We start from the raw sequence: 17,028 nt of genomic DNA on the forward strand, positions 1-17,028 counted from the left end.
GCGGGCGCCGGGCCATGGCGTCCGCACCGATATTTTTGTCGAATCGCTGAACAAATTAATTCCGGTGGATGCGTATCCGGCAAGATGCCAAACGGTAACGGTTTCGCAACAGCGGGCGACATTCCGAACAGGACCGCATGAAGCGCCCGGCGGAGGATCGCCGCCACTGTTGCCGCGCTCACCCTTGGCAGGGTCGCCGGGTCTGTCGTACGGTGACCGAGCAAGTGACCCACGGGAGCCCGGTGGACCGGGCTGAGAGGGGGGCTGTCAGCCCCCGACCGTCGAACCTGATCCGGGTAATGCCGGCGCAGGGAGGAGTGTTGCCGTGCCGTCCCTGGGACGACTCCATCTCATCACCGACACCCGACCCGGGCGCGATCCGCTCGCCGTGGTCCGGGCTGCCCTCAGCGCCGCCCGCACGGAACTCGTCGTGCAGGTCCGGGTCGAGGACTCCGCCACCGACCGCGAGGCGTACGACCTGGCCCGCCGGGTCGCCGCGCTCTGCGCGCCGTACGGGGCGACCTGCCTGGTCAACGACCGGCTGCACGTGGCGCTGGCAGTCGGCGCCGCCGGTGGGCACATCGGCGCGGACGACCTCCCGGTCGAGGCGGCCCGACGCGTGCTCGGCCCGACCGCCGTGCTCGGCGCGACCGCCCGTGAACCGGGCACCGCCACCGAGGCCGTCGCCGCCGGCGCCAGCTACCTCGGGGTCGGCCCCTGCCATCCCACCGCCACGAAGGAGGGCCTGCCCGCCCCGATCGGCGTGACCGGCGTACGGGCGGTGGCCGGAGCGGTCGCCGTTCCCGTGATCGCCATCGGCGGAGTGACCGCGAGCGACGTGCCGGCGCTCCGGGCCGCCGGGGCGTACGGAGTGGCGGTGGTCGGTGCGCTCTCCGGGGCGGCCGATCCGGCCCACGCCACGACCGAGTTGATCGCGGCACTGACGTGCTGAGCGCCCGGTCCACGTCGACCCAAGCCGGCGACGTGGCCCGGGCGGACGTGGCGGTGGTGGGGGCAGGGCCGATCGGCCTCGCCGTCGCCTGGCGCTGCGCCGCCCGCGGGCTGCGCGTGACCGTGCACGATCCCGCTCCGGGCTCGGGGGCCTCGGCGGTCGCCGCCGGCATGCTCGCCCCGGTCTCCGAGGCGTACTTCGGCGAACGGGAACTGACCGGGCTGCTGGTCGAGTCGGCCGCCCGCTGGCCGGCGTTCGCGGCCGAGCTGACCGAGGCGAGCGGCGTCGAACTCGGCTACCGCACCGAGGGGACCCTGCTGGTCGGGCTGACCGCCGACGACCTCGCCGAGGCGCGGCGACTCTGGGCGTACCAGCAGGAGATCGGCCTGCCGGTGACCCCGCTGCGCCCCTCCGAGCTGCGGGACCGCGAGCCGGCGCTCGCCCCGCGGGTGCGCGGCGGCGCGTTCGCCGGGACCGACCACCAGGTCGACCCGCGGCTGCTGCTGCCCGCGCTGCGCATCGCCGCCGAACGGGCCGGCGCGGTGCTGGTCCCCGGGCCGGTCCGCACGCTCGCCGACCTGGACGCCCCGGTGACGGTGGTCGCGGCCGGCTGCGGCGCCGCCGCCCTCACCGGCTTGCCGGTCCGGCCGGTCAAGGGGCAGGTGCTCCGGCTCCGCGCGCCCGGTGGCGCGACGCCGGGCTTCCGGCACGTGATCCGGGGGTACGCCGACGGCGAGTCGGTCTACCTGGTGCCCCGCTCCGGTGGCGAGGTGGTGGTGGGCGCCACCGTCGAGGAGCGCCGGGACACCGACGTCTCCGCCGGGGCGGTGCTGCGGCTGCTCCGCGCCGCCGTGGACGTGCTGCCCGAGCTGGCGGAGTACGACCTGGTCGAGACGGCCGCCGGGCTGCGCCCCGGCACCCCGGACAACGCGCCGATCCTCGGCCCGTTGCCGGGTCGGCCCGGCGTGCTGGCGGCCACCGGGCACCACCGGCACGGCATCGTGCTCACCCCGGTGACCGCCGACCTGATCGCCGACCTGGTGACCACCGGCCGGCCCGATCCACTGCTCGCCCCCTTCCGGCCGGACCGGTTCACCGGTCCAGCCGCTCCGGACTCGGCCGGTTCGGACCCGACCGCTCCGGCGACGGGCGCTGCAGCGGCCGACGCGGTGCCGGCGGCCGGCGGCGCTGGCGTATCGGCGGCCGGAGACGACGACGTAGCTGCCCGGACTAGTGAGGAGGACCCGTGGAACTGACGGTGAACGGGACCGGGCGGACGATGCCCGGCGGTGTGACGGTGGCCGACCTGGTCCGCGAGGTCGCTCCGCAGCAGCGCGGAGTGGCGGTCGCGGTCAACGGCGAGGTGGTGCCCCGTACGGGCTGGCCGGCGACCACGCTGCGCGACGGTGACCGGGTCGAGGTGCTCAGCGCCGCCCAGGGCGGGTGAGCGCGATGACGTTCCGACTCGGCGGGGTCGAGTTCACCTCGCGACTCATCCTCGGCACCGGGGGCGCGGCGAACCTGCGCGTGCTGGAGGAGGCGATCCGCGCGTCCGGCACCGAGCTGGTCACCCTCGCCCTGCGGCGGGTGGACACCGCCCCCGGCATGGGCGGCGGGCTGCTGGATCTGCTGGACCGGTGCGGCGTACGGCTGCTGCCGAACACGGCGGGCTGCTACACGGCGGTCGAGGCGGTCAAGGTGGCCCGGCTGGCCCGGGAGGCGTTCGACACCGACTGGATCAAGTTGGAGGTGATCGGCGACGAGCGCACGCTGCTCCCGGACGGGGTGGAGCTGCTGCGCGCCGCCGAGGAGCTGGTCGCCGACGGGTTCACCGTGCTGCCGTACACGAGTGACGATCCGGTGCTCGCCCGGCGGCTCGCCGACGTCGGCTGCGCCGGCGTGATGCCGGCGGGCGCACCGATCGGGTCCGGGCTGGGCATCAGCAACCCGCACCACATCCGGCTGATCCGGCAGACCGTGGAGGTGCCGGTGATCCTGGACGCCGGCATCGGCACCGCCTCCGAGGCGGCGCTGGCCATGGAGCTCGGCTGCGACGCGGTGATGCTGGCCAGCGCCGTCACCCGGGCCGCCGACCCGGTGGCGATGGCCACCGCCATGCGGCACGCGGTGGAGGCCGGCCGGTTGGCCGCGGGCGCCGGCCGGATCCCGCGCCGGCACCACGCCCTCGCCTCCACCCCGGACGAGGGACGGCCGGAGCTGTGACCGACCCGCGCCTCGCGCCGCAGGTAGATCTTGGACGGAAACGGCCCCTCCCGGGGCCGTTGCGTTCCAAGACCTCCGCGGAGCTCCCCGCCGGAGTCGTGCTGCTCACCGATCGGAGGGTGGCGCGCCGACCGCTCGGCGAGGTGGTCGCGGCGGCGGTCGCCGGGGGAGTGCGCTGGGTGGTGCTTCGGGAGAAGGACCTGCCCCGCGCCGAGCGCGCCGCGCTCGCGGTCGAGCTGCGGGCGATCCTCAGCGAGGCCGGCGGCACGCTGATCGTCGCCGGACCCGACCCGCTCGACGGCGACGCCGTGCACCTGCCCGCCGCCGGCCCGTACCCGCCGCCCCGGCTCGGGCTGGTCGGCCGCTCCTGCCACGACACCGTCGAGCTGGCCCGGATCAGCACCGAGGACTACGTGACCCTCTCACCCGTCTATCCGACCCGGACCAAGCCCGGCTACGGCCCGCCCCTGCTGCCGGACGGGCTCGCCGCGCTCGTCGAACGAAGCCCCGTCCCGGCCCTCGCCCTGGGCGGCATCGAGACCCCCGAGCAGGTCAGCGCCGGTCTCCGGGCGGGTGCTACCGGCGTCGCGGTGCTCGGCGCGATCATGCGCGCCGACGACCCCCACGAGGCAGCCGCCACGCTGACCGAGGCCGCCGACAAGGCGACCCGACAGGAATCGGTCACCCCGTCGACCAGCCTCTCCGCCGTGGCGGTCAGCCCGATGTCAACCGGCCGGCGCGTCCCGGCGGCGGTTCCCACGACGGGGCTGCGGCCGACCGTGCCCACGCAGGGATCAAGCCTGACCGCCCGGAGTGGGCACGGTCGGCCGCAGCCCTCAACCGCAACCACCGGAGAAGCGCAGTGACGCCGAGAACAGTCCTCACCATCGCCGGCTCCGACTCCGGCGGGGGCGCGGGCATCCAGGCCGACCTCAAGGTCTTCGCGGCGCTCGGCGCGTACGGCACGAGCGTCCTCACCGCCGTGACTGCGCAGAACACGCGGGGCGTCGACGCCGTCCTGCCCCTCCCGCCGGCCACCGTCACCGACCAGATCGAGAGCGTGCTGACCGACTTCACCGTGGGCGCGGCGAAGACCGGCATGCTCGGCACGCCCGCCGTCGCCGACGCGGTGGCCACGGCCGCCCGGGCCGGTCGGTTGCCGCACCTCGTCGTCGATCCGGTACTCGTCGCCACCAGCGGGCACTCGCTCGGCGTGGTCGCGGCGGTCGAGCGGCTGCTGCCGTACGCCGAGGTTGCGACGCCGAACTGCGCGGAGGCCGCAGCCATCACCGGACACCCGGTGACCACCGTCGACGAGATGGTGGCCGCCGCGAAGGCGCTGGCCTCCGGCGGCCCGGCGCACGTGGTGGTCACCGGCGGCGACCTCGACGGCGCGGAGGCAGTCGACGTGCTGCACGGCGGCGGGGTCACCACCCTGCTGCGCGGGCCGCGCGTGGAGACCCGGCACACGCACGGCACCGGCTGTTCGTTCTCGGCCGCGATCGCCGTCCGCCTCGCGCTGGGGGACCCGGTGCCGGTGGCGGTCGCCGTCGCCAAGGAGTACGTGAACCGCGCGCTGACCGGCGCGCGGCACTGGGAGCTGGGCGCGGGACGTGGCCCGCTGGACCACTTCGGATGGTCCGCTTGAACACCAGGGAGGCTGTCATGCAGGCACGACGCAAGGTCTACGTGGAAGGGACCCGGCCGGATGTCCGGGTGCCGTTCGCCGAGGTGACGCTGACCGGGGAGAACCCGCCGGTGCGTCTCTACGACACCTCCGGGCCGGGATCCGACCCCGAGGTCGGGCTCGCGCCGCTGCGCGGTCCGTGGATCGCCGAGCGGGGAGACGTCGCCCCGGTACGGGGAGCCGGCACGCCGCTCGCCGGTACGGACGGCCGTCGTCCGACCCAGCTCGCGTACGCCCGGGCGGGCGTCGTGACGCCCGAGATGGAGTTCGTGGCGATTCGGGAGGGCGTGGCGCCGGAGCTCGTCCGGGACGAGATCGCGGCCGGCCGTGCCGTGCTGCCGCTCAACGTGAACCACCCGGAGTGCGAGCCGGCGATCATCGGCAAGGCGTTCCTGGTCAAGGTGAACGCGAACATCGGCACCTCGGCCGTCAGCTCGTCGGTCGCCGAGGAGGTGGAGAAGCTGACCTGGGCCACCCGGTGGGGTGCGGACACGGTGATGGACCTCTCCACCGGCAAGCGGATCCACGAGACCCGCGAGGCGATCGTGCGCAACTCGCCGGTGCCGATCGGCACGGTGCCGATCTACCAGGCGCTGGAGAAGGTCGGCGGCGACCCGGTGAAGCTCAGCTGGGAGGTGTTCCGGGAGACCGTCATCGAGCAGGCCGAGCAGGGCGTGGACTACATGACCGTGCACGCCGGGGTGCTGCTGCCGTACGTGCCGCTCGCCGTCGACCGGGTGACCGGCATCGTGTCGCGCGGCGGCTCGATCATGGCGGCCTGGTGCCTGGCGCACCACGAGGAGAACTTCCTCTACACGAACTTCGAGGAGCTCTGCGAGATCCTCGCCCGCTACGACGTGACCTTCTCGCTCGGGGACGGTCTGCGTCCCGGCTCGATCGCGGACGCGAACGACGAGGCGCAGTTCGCCGAGCTGAAGACGCTCGGTGAGCTGACGCAGGTCGCCTGGCGGTACGACGTCCAGGTGATGATCGAGGGCCCGGGTCACGTACCCATGCACAAGATCAAGGAGAACGTGGACCTCCAGCAGGAGTGGTGCCACGAGGCCCCGTTCTACACGCTCGGGCCGCTGACCACCGACATCGCACCCGCGTACGACCACATCACCTCGGCGATCGGCGCCGCGATGATCGGCATGTTCGGCACCGCGATGCTCTGCTACGTCACGCCGAAGGAGCACCTGGGGCTGCCGGACCGGGACGACGTGAAGGCCGGCGTCATCGCGTACAAGATCGCGGCGCACGCGGCCGACCTGGCCAAGGGGCACCCGGGCGCCCAGGCGTGGGACGACGCGCTCTCCAAGGCGCGGTTCGAGTTCCGCTGGGAGGACCAGTTCAACCTGGCGCTGGACCCGGAGACCGCGCGGTCGTACCACGACGCGACGTTGCCGGCCGAGCCGGCGAAGACGGCCCACTTCTGCTCGATGTGCGGCCCGAAGTTCTGCTCGATGAAGATCACCCAGGACCTCAAGGAGTACGCCGCCCGCGGCATGAAGGACAAGTCCGAGGAGTTCGTCTCCTCGGGCGGGCAGGTCTACCTGCCGCTCGCCTAAGAGACTGTCGGGAAACCCTGCGGCGGGCCCAGCCGACGAGCGGCGGCGTTGGAGATTCGTCCGGATATCGGTGTTGTATCCGGACGAATCTCCGCCTTGCCGGATCGCCGCCTGGACTCCGCCTCGCTCGCCCCGGGGTTTCCCGACAATCTCCAAGCCGCTCGGGCGCGCCGGTCCCGTCCGGTCGCGCCCACCTCGGGTGTGGTTGTCGTCCCGGCGACCACCGCACCGGACGGCGGGCTCAGCTGCGGTGGTGACGGCCGGACGAACGCAGCGAGCGGCGCCCGCTCTCCTGCTCCGGCTCGTTGTCGTGCAGGGGCCGGCTCAGTCCGGCCACCCAGTCCACGTACTCCTCGTCTTGTGCCGGCACCGGCTCCTCCGCCGCGCTCTCCGGCTCCGGCTGGGGGCGGGTACGCCGGAACAGCCCGAGCCTGCCCCGAGTGCGGCCCGTGGCCTGTTCGGGAGTGCGGGGCCTCTCCACGGCCTCGTCCCCGGTCGAGGTGGCGGCTGGGGCGTCGTCGCCGGACGGCTCCGGGTCCGCGGCCTCGGCCGGCTCCGGCGCGTCGGTCGAGACCGGACCGGCACTGTCGGCGTCGGCCAGGCCCTCCCAGCTCGCCGCCCGGTTGAGGTCGGGCAGCGGGGCCCGGTGTCGTGCCCGGGGCGCGAAGTCGGAGGTCTGCTCCGGCAGCTGCGGGCGAGCAGGCTCGACGGCGTCGGTCAGGGCGTGCCGTCGCGTCGGCCAGAGCGGCCACCTGCTGGGCGGGTCCTGTCGCTCGGCCGCCGGACCAGTTGCCGGGGCCGGATCGCTCGCCGCGTCCGCTGAGTCGGGGGACCGGCGACCGACCGGCGGGACCGCTGCGCCTTGCGAGTGGTCGCCGCGCGGCGCCGGCGGGCCGGCGTCGATCGGCGTGGCCGGAGTTCCGGGCTGCTCGGCGAGCTGGGCGGTCGGCGTCGGGGCGAGGTCGCCGCCGCCCGGCCGGGCGGAGCCCGCCGTCGCCGGCTCCCCACCGGTCGTCGGGTCGCCGTCGACGACCCCGCTGACCAGGTCGGACGGGTTCGGGGTGGTCGTCGGCTCGTCGTGGCGCAGCCGGCTGGTCGCGTCCGACTTCACCTCGCCGGCTGCGGCGGCGGCGCGGCCGACCTCGGTCATGCGGGCCGCACCTGTCGCGTCGGTGGCGGGCTTCGGGGCGGAGAGCTGCGCGGCGACGTCCTGCTCGGCGGGGGCCGCGATCCGCTCGGACGGCTCCGGGGCCGCGGCGGCCCCGCCCTGATCCGTGGCCGCGGCGGCACCCTCCTCCGTGGCCTGCGTAGCCGAGTCATCACCTCGGTCGGTCGCCGCGCTGGGCGGGGTCGACCCGCCCTTGCGGGTCCGTCGAGGCTTCGGCGCTCGGACCGCCTCGGCGGATTCGGATCTCGCCTGTCGACCGACTGACCCCGCCGTCTCGACGGACTCCGTTCCGGCTGACGCCGGGTCGGCGGACGGTGACGCCGGCCCGGCGGCCGGTTGGCCGACGGGCTGCGGCTCGGTGGACCTGCCGGCAGAACGCCGGGATGGCCGCTTCGCGGCGGCAGCCACGGACTTGGCGGCGGACGACTCGTCGGCGGCCTGCGCTTCGGCCGACGGCTCGTCGATGGGCTGCGAGTCGGCGGCCCGCGCTTCGACGGGCTGTGGTTCGGTGGCCGGTCCCTCGGCGGGCTGTGCCTCAGTGGGTGTGCCCTCGACCGGCTGCTCGGCGGGCTCCGCTCCGGTCGAGGGCACGACCTCAGCGCTGGCGGTGGCCTCGGCCTCGGGCATCGACTCGTCCGTAGCCGTAGCCGTAGCCGTAGCCGTAGCCGGTGCCGGTGCCGGTGCCGGGGTCGTCGTAGCACCGGCAGCACCCGCAGCACCCGCGGCACCGGCAGCGGGCGGTGCCGCGGCGTCCGGCTCGGCCGGGAGCGTCCGGTCGGCGTCGAGGGCCAGCTCTTGGCCACCGCGCTGCGGCCCCACCACCGGGGACTCCTCGCCCGCGGCCGTGCCGCCGTCCGGGCGGGGTTCGGCGATGGCGGCCACCGGCACCGCGACGGCGGGCTCGGCGGCGGTGGGTTGGACGACGGTCGGCTCGGCGACTGCGGGCCGGGTGGCGGCGGGCTGGGCGACGGTCGGTTCGGTGACGGTGGGGCGGGTGGCGGCGGGCGCCTCGCCCGGGTCGTTCGGCTCCGCCGGCCCGCCGAGCGTCGACGAGACCGTCAGCCGGGTCTCGGCCGGACCGGCGGCCGGCGCGTCGGACGTACCGGGGGCGGGCGGCGTGAGACCGGCGCTCGGCGTCCGGCCGGTCGGCAGACGGCGCGGGCCGCCCTTCGGCGGGAGCGCGTGCGCACCGGTGGTGCGGGTACCCACCGGCCAGCGCAGCAGGGCGGCGGCGGCCGAGCCCAGGACACCGGCGCCGATCGAGACCAGCGCGCCGTAGTAGGGCGTGCCCTGGTAGCGGTCGATCGTGTCGCCCGGGCCGGCGGTGAGGTAGGCGAAGGCCACCAGCACCGGGCCGGCCACCCCGGTCGCACCGCTCACCAGCGGGGCCGCGCCCCGCCAGCGGGCCAGCGCCGCGGTCGCCGCCCCGGCGAGCAGCGCCACGGTCGGCAGCAGGAACAGCGACAGCCGCTGGGCCGCGTCCACGTCCAGCCCGTCCGGTTCGAGGACGCCGAGTCGTACGGTGCGCAGCGGGCCGGTGGCACCCAGTGACGGCAAGGTGGAGGCGAGCGCGAGCAGCCAGACCGCGCCGGCGATCGCCGCCACGTTCCACCCCAACGGCGGGTTCAGCAGTACGGCGATCGCCGCACCGGCGCCGACCACCGCTCCGAGGATCGCGCAGATGCCGACCGCGAGGACCGGGTCGACGGAGCCGATCTCCACCATCCGGGCGGGCTGCATGCACAGTGGCGCGACGGTGAACGCGCCCAGAGCCGCGGCGGCGCCGACGGCCAGCACCCGGCCGGTGCTGCTCGGCCCCGGGGCGCGGCGGGCGAGACGCTCGGTGAGCACCGCGCCGGCCACCGTGGCGTTCGCGGCGAACCAGCCGACCCAGACGAGCTGGGCCGGCCACTGGTTGACGGTCGCGCCGCTGAAGGCGCCGGTGAGCCGGACGATGCCGAGGCCGTACGCGAGGCCCAGCTGGCCCGCCCCGGCCATGACGCTCACCCCGAGCGCCGTGAGCAGCAGTTTGCCCCAGGTCCGAAAGGCCATGTCCGGCACGTTACGCACCTGGTGCGCCGGTTCGCCACCGGCGCGCCGCGCCACGCGGTGGCGGGCGACCGGCGTGTCTACTTGAGTTCGACCAGGCGGGCCAGATAAGTCGTGTTCCCGACGTTGGTGAGCATGTGCACCGCGCCCGGGTCCCGGTAGACGATCCCGCCGGTCGGCTCGTCCGCGTCGATCCGGGTGCCGTCGATCGTCTGCACCACGTTCTTCGCACCCTGGATCGCCACCACCAGGTACGGGTGGTCGTGCCGGTGCAGGGGCTGCGACTCACCCGGTTCGAGCCGGATGTGCCAGACCCGGACCCGGTCGTTCTCGTACACGATCTCCTGGCCCACGGGGCCCAGTTCGATGCCGTCGCTCATCCGTCCGTTCCGTCCAGCTGTGGGAGCACGTCGCTCGCGATCAGTTCCAGGTGGTCGAGGTCGTCGAGTTCGATCAGCCGCAGGTGCACCCGGGTGGCCCCGATGGCGGCGAACTCACCGATCCGGTCGACCAGCCGGGCGGGGGAGCCGACCACCGGGTCCTCCGGCGGCAGCGCGCTCGCCACGTGCAGCGGCGCGGCCCGCCGTTCGGCCTCCGCGTCGGTGCGGCCGACCGCCACCACGATGCCGGCGGAGAGCACCAGGGGGGCCCGTCCGGACTCCGCCCGGCCGACCCGGTCGCTGGCCTCGCGTACCCGGTCGTACGCCGCGGCGGTCTCCTCGACGGACTTGAACGGCATGTTGAACTCGTCGCCGTAGCGGGCGGCCAGCTCCGGGGTCCGCTTCGGGCCGCGCCCGCCCAGGATGACGGGGGGTCCGGGCACCTGCACCGGCTTGGGCAGGGCCGGGGCCTCCACCAGCTGGTAGTGGTCGCCGGTGAAGCTGTACGAGTCGCCGAGCGGGGTGCGCCAGAGGCCGGTGATCACCTCGAGCTGCTCGGCCAGCCGGTCGAAGCGCTCGCCGACGGGCGGGAACGGGATGCCGTACGCGGTGTGCTCGCGCTCGTACCAGCCGGCGCCGATGCCCAGCTCGACCCGGCCGCCGCTCATCTGGTCCACCTGGGCCACCATCACCGCGAGCGGTCCGGGGAGCCGGAACGTCGCCGAGGTCACCAGGGTGCCGAGCCGGATCCGGCTGGTCTCCCGGGCGAGGGCGGCCAGGGTCAGCCAGGCGTCGGTCGGGCCGGGCAGGCCCGGGTCCGCCCCCATGGACCGGTAGTGGTCGGCGCGGAGCAGGCCCTCGAAGCCGCAGGCCTCGACGGCCTGGGCGAAGCGGAGCTGGTCGTCGTAGCTGGCGCCGCGGTGCGGCTCGATGAAGACGGTCACCCGCATGGTCATCGTCCTTCCGCGCCGGCGGCGGCCGGCTCGTCGCGTTCCATCAGCAGCTCGTGCAGGTCCGCGCTGACCCGGGCGACGTCGGCGAGGTGCGCGTTGCGGCCCAGGGTGCGGGGCCGGGGGATCTCCACGTCGACGACCTTGCGGATCCGGCCGGGACGGGGGCTCAGCACGACGACCCGGTCGGCGAGCAGCACCGCCTCGTCGATCGAGTGGGTGACGAAGACGATCGTCGCGGCGTTCTCCATGTGCACGCGCTGCAGCTCGCCGGAGAGCTCCTCGCGGGTGAGCGCGTCGAGGGCGGAGAACGGCTCGTCCATGAGCATCACGCGGGGCTCACCGATCAGCGACCGGCAGAGCGAGACGCGTTGCTGCATACCGCCGGAGAGCTCGTGCGGCAGCCGCTTCTCGAAGCCGGCGAGTCCGGCCAGGTCGAGCAGTTGCCGGGCGCGCTCGCGGTACTTCGCCCGGCTCCAGCCGAAGATCTCGACCGGCAGCAGGACGTTGTCGAGCACCGTGCGCCAGGGCAGCAGGGCCGGCTTCTGGAAGAGCATGGCGATGTCCCGGCGGGGTTTGCCGATCGGCGTACCGGCGACGGTGATCTCACCGCCGCTGACCGGGAGCAGGCCGGCGATCAGCCGCAGCAGGGTGGACTTGCCGCAGCCGGAGCGGCCGAGAACGGCCACGAACTCACCCTCGGCGACCTCGAGGTCGATGCCCCGCAACGCCTCGACCCGGCCGGCGCGGCCGTCGAAGGTGCGGGACACCCCGGAAAGTCGGATCATCTGCGGCGACCCTTCCCTGAGTGGACGGTCAGAAATCCGCCACAGGCTAGCGGGTTTGCCAGCGATTCACACCGTCCGGGGTGGACACCAGTTTGTTTCCGTACCGCAACGCGACACGCCTGGCAACGCAAAGGTGGCTTTCTCGTACGCTGTGCCGCGAAGAGTCCCCTCTCGACGGTGATGCCGACCTGCCCCCCGTTCGCCGGCATCCCGCTACAACCCCTCCGGCGGCCGGCCGGCCCCGGTCGGAAAGGACATGGTGCACTGATGAGAAGGCTGACCCGTACGGTCGCCGCGGTCGCGCTGGCCACCACCCTCGCCCTGGTCGGCGGCTGCTCCGACGGTTCGGACTCGTCCGACGAGGGCAAGGGCGGCAGCGGTGGAGCGCGGGAGAAGGTGACCTACCTCACCTCCTTCGGCAACTTCGGCCGTGACTCCTACGCCTGGGTCGCGAAGGAGAAGGGCTTCTTCTCCGAGGCCGGCTTCGACGTCGACATCAAGCCCGGCCAGGGCACCGGCGCGGTGATCCAGACCATCGTGGGCGGCCAGGCCGACTTCGGCCCGATCGACCTGACCGGTGGGCTGCTCCAGCTCGGCAACGGCCAGGCCAAGGACTTCGTGGCGGTGGCCGCGATCCAGCAGCGCACCATGGCGGGCATCGCCACGCTCGAGGGCAAGGCGATCGCCTCCCCGAAGGACCTGGAGGGCAAAAAGCTCGCCGACACCCCCGGCTCCGTGGTCCGCAACCTCTTCCCGACGTACGCGAAGATGGCCGGCGTGGACCCGGCGAAGGTGCAGTGGGTCAACGGTGACGCGCAGTCGCTGATCGGCACGCTCGCGACCGGCCAGGTCGACGGCATCGGCCAGTTCGTCGTCGGCCAGCCCACCATCGAGGGCGTGGCGAAGAAGAAGGCCGTGATGCTGCCGTACAGCAACGTGATGCAGGACCTCTACGGCAACGTGCTGATCACCTCCTCGAAGATCGCCAAGGAGAAGCCGGAGATGGTGAAGAAGTTCACCGCGGCGTTGATGAAGGGCCTGGAGTACAGCCTGGCCAACCCGCAGGAGGCGGCGCAGCTCCTGAAGAAGAACGTCGACGCCACCAACGTCGACTCGGCCGCCGCCGAGCTGCAGCTGATGGCCGGCTACGTCCGGTCGAGCAACTCCGGCACCGCGCTCGGCACGCTGGACGCGGGCCGGGTGGCCAAGAGCATCGCGATCCTCCAGGGCGCCGGCACCCTGAAGCAGAACATCGCACCTGAGCAGATCATCGACTTCAGCCTGACGCCGAAGGCCTGATCAGCGCAGTCGCCCGGGGTGCGTCTCGCCGGACTTCGGTGGGGCGCACCCCGTCTCGTGTTCCGGCCCGCGGGCCGGACGATCCGAAGGAGGAGACCATGACCGAGGTCCGGTCGGCCGAGCCGGTGACCGAACCCGAGACCGCGGAGGCCGGGCCGCCGCCGGGCCGACGCGTGTCGGTCGGGGTACGGGCCGCCGGGGCGGGCGCCGCTCTGCTGCCTGCGGTCGGTCTGGTGATCGCCCTCGCGGTGTGGTGGCTCGTCGCCCGGCTGGAGCTGATCCACCCGGCGGCGCTGCCGCCTCCGGGGGACGTGCTCACCGCGTTCGTCGACAAGCCGGCCCTGATGCTGGAGCACACCGGCGACACCACGCTGGAGATCCTGATCGGGTTCGCGCTCTCCATGGTGGCCGGGATCCTGCTCGGGCTGGCGCTCGCCTCGTCCCGGCTGGTGGAGCGGATGTTCACCCCGCTGCTCGTCGCGGTGAACGCGGTTCCGAAGATCACGCTGGGGCCGCTGCTGGTGGTGGCCCTCGGCTGGGGGCAGACGCCCATCCTCACGATGGTCTTCCTGCTCTGCTTCTTCCCGATCGTGCTCTCCACCGCGACCGGCCTCACCACCACCCCGGCCGACCTCGCCGAGCTGGTCCGTTCCTGGAACGCGTCCCGCTGGCAGGCGTTCCGCAAGGTGCGGCTCCCCGCCGCGTTGCCGCAGATCTTCGTCGGTCTCAAGGTCGGCATGCCGCTGGCCGCGATCGGCGCGGTGATCGGCGAGTTCCAGGCCGGCGAGGGCGGGCTCGGCTACGTGATCCAGCAGTACGCGGGCGTCGGCGACACCGCCACCGCGTGGGCGGCGATCATGCTGGTCGCACTGGTCAGCATCCTGCTCTACAGCGCCCTCGTGGTGATCGAGCGGTTCGCTCTGCCCTGGGTGCGCGAGACCACGAGCAGCCGCTGACCGCTACGTCGACCGTCGACGACCTGGATCAGAACCATGGTGTGGCCCGCCGCGCCCGGCGGAGGGGTCGAGCCTGACCGCCCGGAGCCGGGTACGGCGGGCCACACCGCAGCGCCTCAGCCGGCGAGGCGCCACCGGCCGTTGCGCGCCACCAGCGTGGTGAGCGCCTGCGGCATCAGCCCCGAGTGGTTGTCCGGCGTCATCCGGATCGGGCCGGAGAGGCCGTCCAGCTGGGACGTCTCCAGCACGTCACGGATGCCGTCCCGGTTGACCTTGTCGGCCGGGCCGCCCGCGCGGGACTGGGCGTCCGCGATGAGCTGTACGGCGTCCGCCGCGAACGACGAGGCGCCGTTGTAGCCACCGAAACGGGCGGTGTAGTCCTGGAACCACTGCCGGCGGGACGCCTTCGCCGGCGTGGTGGCGATCACGTCGTCGATCGCCATGGTCTGGGTGAAGATCAGCGTCGCCCGCTCGGTGGCCTTGGCGGATTCGCCGAGGAAGAGGTCGCCGGCGGCGCCGGCGTCGAGGTAGAGCGAGCCGGTGAAGCCGGCCTGCTTCGACGCGGTGGCGGCGAGCGTGGCCTGCTCCGGCGGCGTCCAGATGATCAGCGCCTGGGGGTTGCGCGAGGTGAGCGACTGGACCTGCTGGCTCACGTCGGTGTCGGTGACCTTCACCGACGCCTTGTTCGGCAACTTGATGTCCGCCTTGTCCAGCTCACGCTGGAGCGCGAGGAGCCCCTCACGGCCGTAGTCGTCGTCGCTGTGCAGCAGCGCGGCCTTGCGGACGCCCTTGCGGCTCAGTTCGGTGGCGAGGGCGGAGGCGCTGTCGGCCGCGTTCGGGCCGAGCTTGAAGACGTACCGCCGGTCCGCCACCGGGTTGGCCACGGCGCTCGACGTGGCGAGGGCGATGGTGGGGATCTTCTTCTCGTTGATCGTCCGCACCGCCCCGATGGCGCATTCGTTGCAACCGCCCATGATGATCGCGCTGACCTGGGAATCGTTGCTGAAGTCACCGATGTTGCGGAGCGATTCGCTGGCGTCGGAGCGGTTGTCCTTCACCTTCAGTTTGATTTCCCGGCCGTTCAGGGCGCCGGAAGAGTTCAGCTGATCGACCTTCAGTTGCAAGGCGCGTTGGTACGCCTTCCCGACGGGCGCGGCGGCGCCGGAAAGTTCGAGGTCCGCGGCGATCACGATCGGACTCGCCGCGGAATCGTCGGTGCCGAACTGGCAACCCGTGAGTGTGCCGGCCAGCACGACCGATGCGAGAGCCGCGATGGTCGTGGAGCGGATGGGGCTCAAAGTCGTCCTCCAGGTGCGGGCGCGGGCGCTGCCCGGTCCCCGCAGCTATTCCGTCCTCAGTGGAGAGACGGGAAGAGTGTGCCGTACGGTATGCGCGAAGCCTGCAAAACCTTGCCAACGGCGAGCGCTGTGGTCAAGCGCGGGCATCGGCCACCGTTTTCGGGACGGCCGTCCCACATCGTGGGGACACTCGATGTTTGCAAACGGTCACGTTCCATACACGTGTGACCACACTGGAGTTACATGCCCAGTTCACGGGCTTGCGGAATTGAAGGTATCAGTTGACCGGAACACGGGTTCCGCGCGGTGCGACCCATATCTACCCGGCTGCGGCTTCCCAAACAGGACTGTCTCTGATGAAATCGCGGCCGTGCCGCGCGTGCCGCCGCCTATCGCGCTCGGCACGGTTCGGTCGTTCAGGCGTGGAAGAAACGACGGAGGCGATGTCGTGAGCACCGGACCGACGACCCTGCCCGGAAACCGTGCGAATGCTCGGCCGGCCCGTCGTCGACTGCCCCGACTGCGTGACGTGCGGATCCGGTCGAAGCTCGCGCTGATCCTGGTGGTGCCTGTCGCCGCGGTGATCGCGCTGGCCGCGGTCCGGCTCGTCTCGGTCGGTGAGGGCGCGTACGAGGCCACCCAGGCGCGGGCGCTGACCAAGCTCGGCGTCGACGTCTCCGCGCTCACCCAGGACCTGCACCTCGAACGGATGGCCGCGGCGGCCTACCTGGCCGCGCCGCAGCAGCAGGCCGACGCGTACAACCTGCGCGTACGCCAGACGCAGCAGCGGATCGAGGCGTACCGCGCGGAGCGCAAGCAGGTCGGGGACGTGCCGGCGGCGGTCCGCGATCGGCTGACCGCCATCGACAGCCACCTGGAGACGCTCGACAGCACCCGCCAGGAGGTCGCGGACCGCCGGCAGATGGCGGTCGCCGAGGCGATGCTCCGCTACAGCGTGATCCTCGACGACCTGGTCGCGTACGGCGACGGGCTCGCCCAGCTGCCCGGCGGCGAGCGCCTCTCCGACAGCCGCCGCGCCGTCGCCGCGTTCGCCCGCGCCAAGTCCTCGGTCGCCGAGGAGGAGGCGGTCGCCTTCTCCGCGCTCAGTGCCGGCCAGCTCGACGAGGAGCAGTTCTCCTCGTTCGTGGCCACCCTGACCAGCCAGCAGGAGGCGCTGCTCGCCTTCTCGCTGGCCGCCGACCCGGCGCAGCGCGCCCTGGTCAACAGCGCCGTCTCCGGTGACGCGGTAGGCCTCGCCGACCGGGTCGCGTCCGACATCACCCGCTCGGTCGGCCAGCGCCCGCTGGTCACCGCGCGTGACGCCACCGCCGCCATCGGCGCGGTGAACGACCTGATGCGCTGGGCCGAGATGCAGTTGGAGAACTCGCTCCTCGCCCAGACCGACCAGGTCCGTTCGGACGTCATCCAGCAGGCCGTGCTCGAGTCGGTGCTGGTGCTGCTGACCCTGGTCATCGCGGTCACGCTCGCCGTGGTGCTGGCCCGATCGCTCAACGGATCGCTGCGCCGGCTGCGTGAGGGCGCGCTCGCCGTGGCCAACCACGACCTGCCCGACGCCGTGCAGCGCCTGCAGAACATGGGCAGCGTCGGCGAGGGTGGGGTCGACGAGATCGTGCAGCAGGTCCGCGACCCCATCAACCTCTCCAACCGCGACGAGGTCGGCCAGGTGGCCTCCGCCTTCAACGTGGT

The 17,028-nt window shown here is 73.3% G+C and carries 14 protein-coding genes, 1 pseudogene and 1 riboswitch; of the genes and pseudogenes, 10 read left to right on the plus strand and 5 right to left on the minus strand.

The window, feature by feature from the left end:
- The first annotated feature begins 222 nt into the window (after positions 1–222).
- Positions 223–331, plus strand: a riboswitch (TPP riboswitch).
- From thiE to thiC, 7 genes and pseudogenes are all read left to right on the plus strand, one after another.
- The gene (thiE, locus tag D7147_RS31575; RefSeq protein WP_120684313.1) at positions 326–952 is read left to right on the plus strand and encodes a thiamine phosphate synthase; all 627 of its coding nucleotides are present in this window, start codon (positions 326–328) and stop codon (positions 950–952) included. It overlaps the preceding riboswitch by 6 nt.
- On the plus strand, positions 949–2,208 hold the full coding sequence (gene thiO, locus D7147_RS31580) for a glycine oxidase ThiO (RefSeq protein WP_233563609.1): 1,260 nt from the start codon (positions 949–951) through the stop codon (positions 2,206–2,208). Before thiE ends, thiO begins: the two co-directional genes overlap by 4 nt.
- Positions 2,199–2,399, plus strand: coding sequence for a sulfur carrier protein ThiS (gene thiS / locus D7147_RS31585; RefSeq protein WP_120684317.1), 201 nt, complete (start codon positions 2,199–2,201; stop codon positions 2,397–2,399). Before thiO ends, thiS begins: the two co-directional genes overlap by 10 nt.
- Positions 2,396–3,175 carry a thiazole synthase gene (locus tag D7147_RS31590; protein WP_120684319.1) on the plus strand — a complete coding sequence of 260 codons (780 nt, stop codon included), beginning with the start codon at positions 2,396–2,398 and terminating at the stop codon, positions 3,173–3,175. The genes thiS and D7147_RS31590 overlap by 4 nt, the downstream gene beginning before the upstream one ends.
- 59 nt (positions 3,176–3,234) lie before the next feature.
- Positions 3,235–3,834 (plus strand): annotated as a pseudogene (locus D7147_RS31595) (thiamine phosphate synthase); the annotation flags it as partial.
- Between the two features lie 203 nt (positions 3,835–4,037).
- Positions 4,038–4,823 (plus strand): bifunctional hydroxymethylpyrimidine kinase/phosphomethylpyrimidine kinase, encoded by a 786-nt coding sequence (thiD, locus tag D7147_RS31600; RefSeq protein ID WP_120684323.1) that lies wholly within the window; start codon positions 4,038–4,040, stop codon positions 4,821–4,823.
- Positions 4,824–4,840: 17 nt separating this feature from the next.
- Positions 4,841–6,433 carry a phosphomethylpyrimidine synthase ThiC gene (gene thiC, locus D7147_RS31605; RefSeq protein WP_120684324.1) on the plus strand — a complete coding sequence of 531 codons (1,593 nt, stop codon included), beginning with the start codon at positions 4,841–4,843 and terminating at the stop codon, positions 6,431–6,433.
- Positions 6,434–6,674: 241 nt separating this feature from the next.
- On the opposite strand, the gene D7147_RS32550 is transcribed toward thiC, so the two are convergent.
- The 4 genes from D7147_RS32550 to D7147_RS31625 form a co-directional block, all read right to left on the minus strand.
- Positions 6,675–9,653 (minus strand): hypothetical protein, encoded by a 2,979-nt coding sequence (locus D7147_RS32550; RefSeq protein ID WP_158609412.1) that lies wholly within the window; start codon positions 9,651–9,653, stop codon positions 6,675–6,677.
- A 77-nt stretch (positions 9,654–9,730) separates the two neighbouring features.
- The gene (locus D7147_RS31615; RefSeq protein WP_120684326.1) at positions 9,731–10,030 is read right to left on the minus strand and encodes a cupin domain-containing protein; all 300 of its coding nucleotides are present in this window, start codon (positions 10,028–10,030) and stop codon (positions 9,731–9,733) included.
- Positions 10,027–10,980 (minus strand): LLM class F420-dependent oxidoreductase, encoded by a 954-nt coding sequence (locus D7147_RS31620; RefSeq protein WP_120684328.1) that lies wholly within the window; start codon positions 10,978–10,980, stop codon positions 10,027–10,029. The genes D7147_RS31615 and D7147_RS31620 overlap by 4 nt, the downstream gene beginning before the upstream one ends.
- Before the next feature lie 2 nt (positions 10,981–10,982).
- Positions 10,983–11,768 carry an ABC transporter ATP-binding protein gene (locus D7147_RS31625; protein ID WP_120684330.1) on the minus strand — a complete coding sequence of 262 codons (786 nt, stop codon included), beginning with the start codon at positions 11,766–11,768 and terminating at the stop codon, positions 10,983–10,985.
- A gap of 267 nt (positions 11,769–12,035) precedes the next feature.
- Between D7147_RS31625 and D7147_RS31630 the strand changes: the two genes are divergently transcribed.
- Together D7147_RS31630 and D7147_RS31635 are read left to right on the plus strand one after the other, a co-directional pair.
- Positions 12,036–13,067 carry an ABC transporter substrate-binding protein gene (locus D7147_RS31630; protein WP_120684332.1) on the plus strand — a complete coding sequence of 344 codons (1,032 nt, stop codon included), beginning with the start codon at positions 12,036–12,038 and terminating at the stop codon, positions 13,065–13,067.
- A 98-nt stretch (positions 13,068–13,165) separates the two neighbouring features.
- The gene (locus D7147_RS31635; RefSeq protein ID WP_120684334.1) at positions 13,166–14,023 is read left to right on the plus strand and encodes an ABC transporter permease; all 858 of its coding nucleotides are present in this window, start codon (positions 13,166–13,168) and stop codon (positions 14,021–14,023) included.
- A 116-nt stretch (positions 14,024–14,139) separates the two neighbouring features.
- Here the strand turns inward: D7147_RS31635 and D7147_RS31640 are convergent, their stop codons facing one another.
- Entirely contained in the window at positions 14,140–15,321 is a 1,182-nt protein-coding gene (locus tag D7147_RS31640; RefSeq protein ID WP_120684335.1) for an ABC transporter substrate-binding protein, read from the minus strand.
- A 448-nt stretch (positions 15,322–15,769) separates the two neighbouring features.
- Here D7147_RS31640 and D7147_RS31645 point away from each other — a divergent pair.
- The coding region (locus D7147_RS31645; protein WP_120684345.1) for a nitrate- and nitrite sensing domain-containing protein at positions 15,770–17,028 on the plus strand (1,259 nt) is incomplete at its 3' end.

This window comes from Micromonospora musae (genome assembly GCF_003626545.1).
GTDB lineage: Bacteria > Actinomycetota > Actinomycetes > Mycobacteriales > Micromonosporaceae > Micromonospora > Micromonospora musae.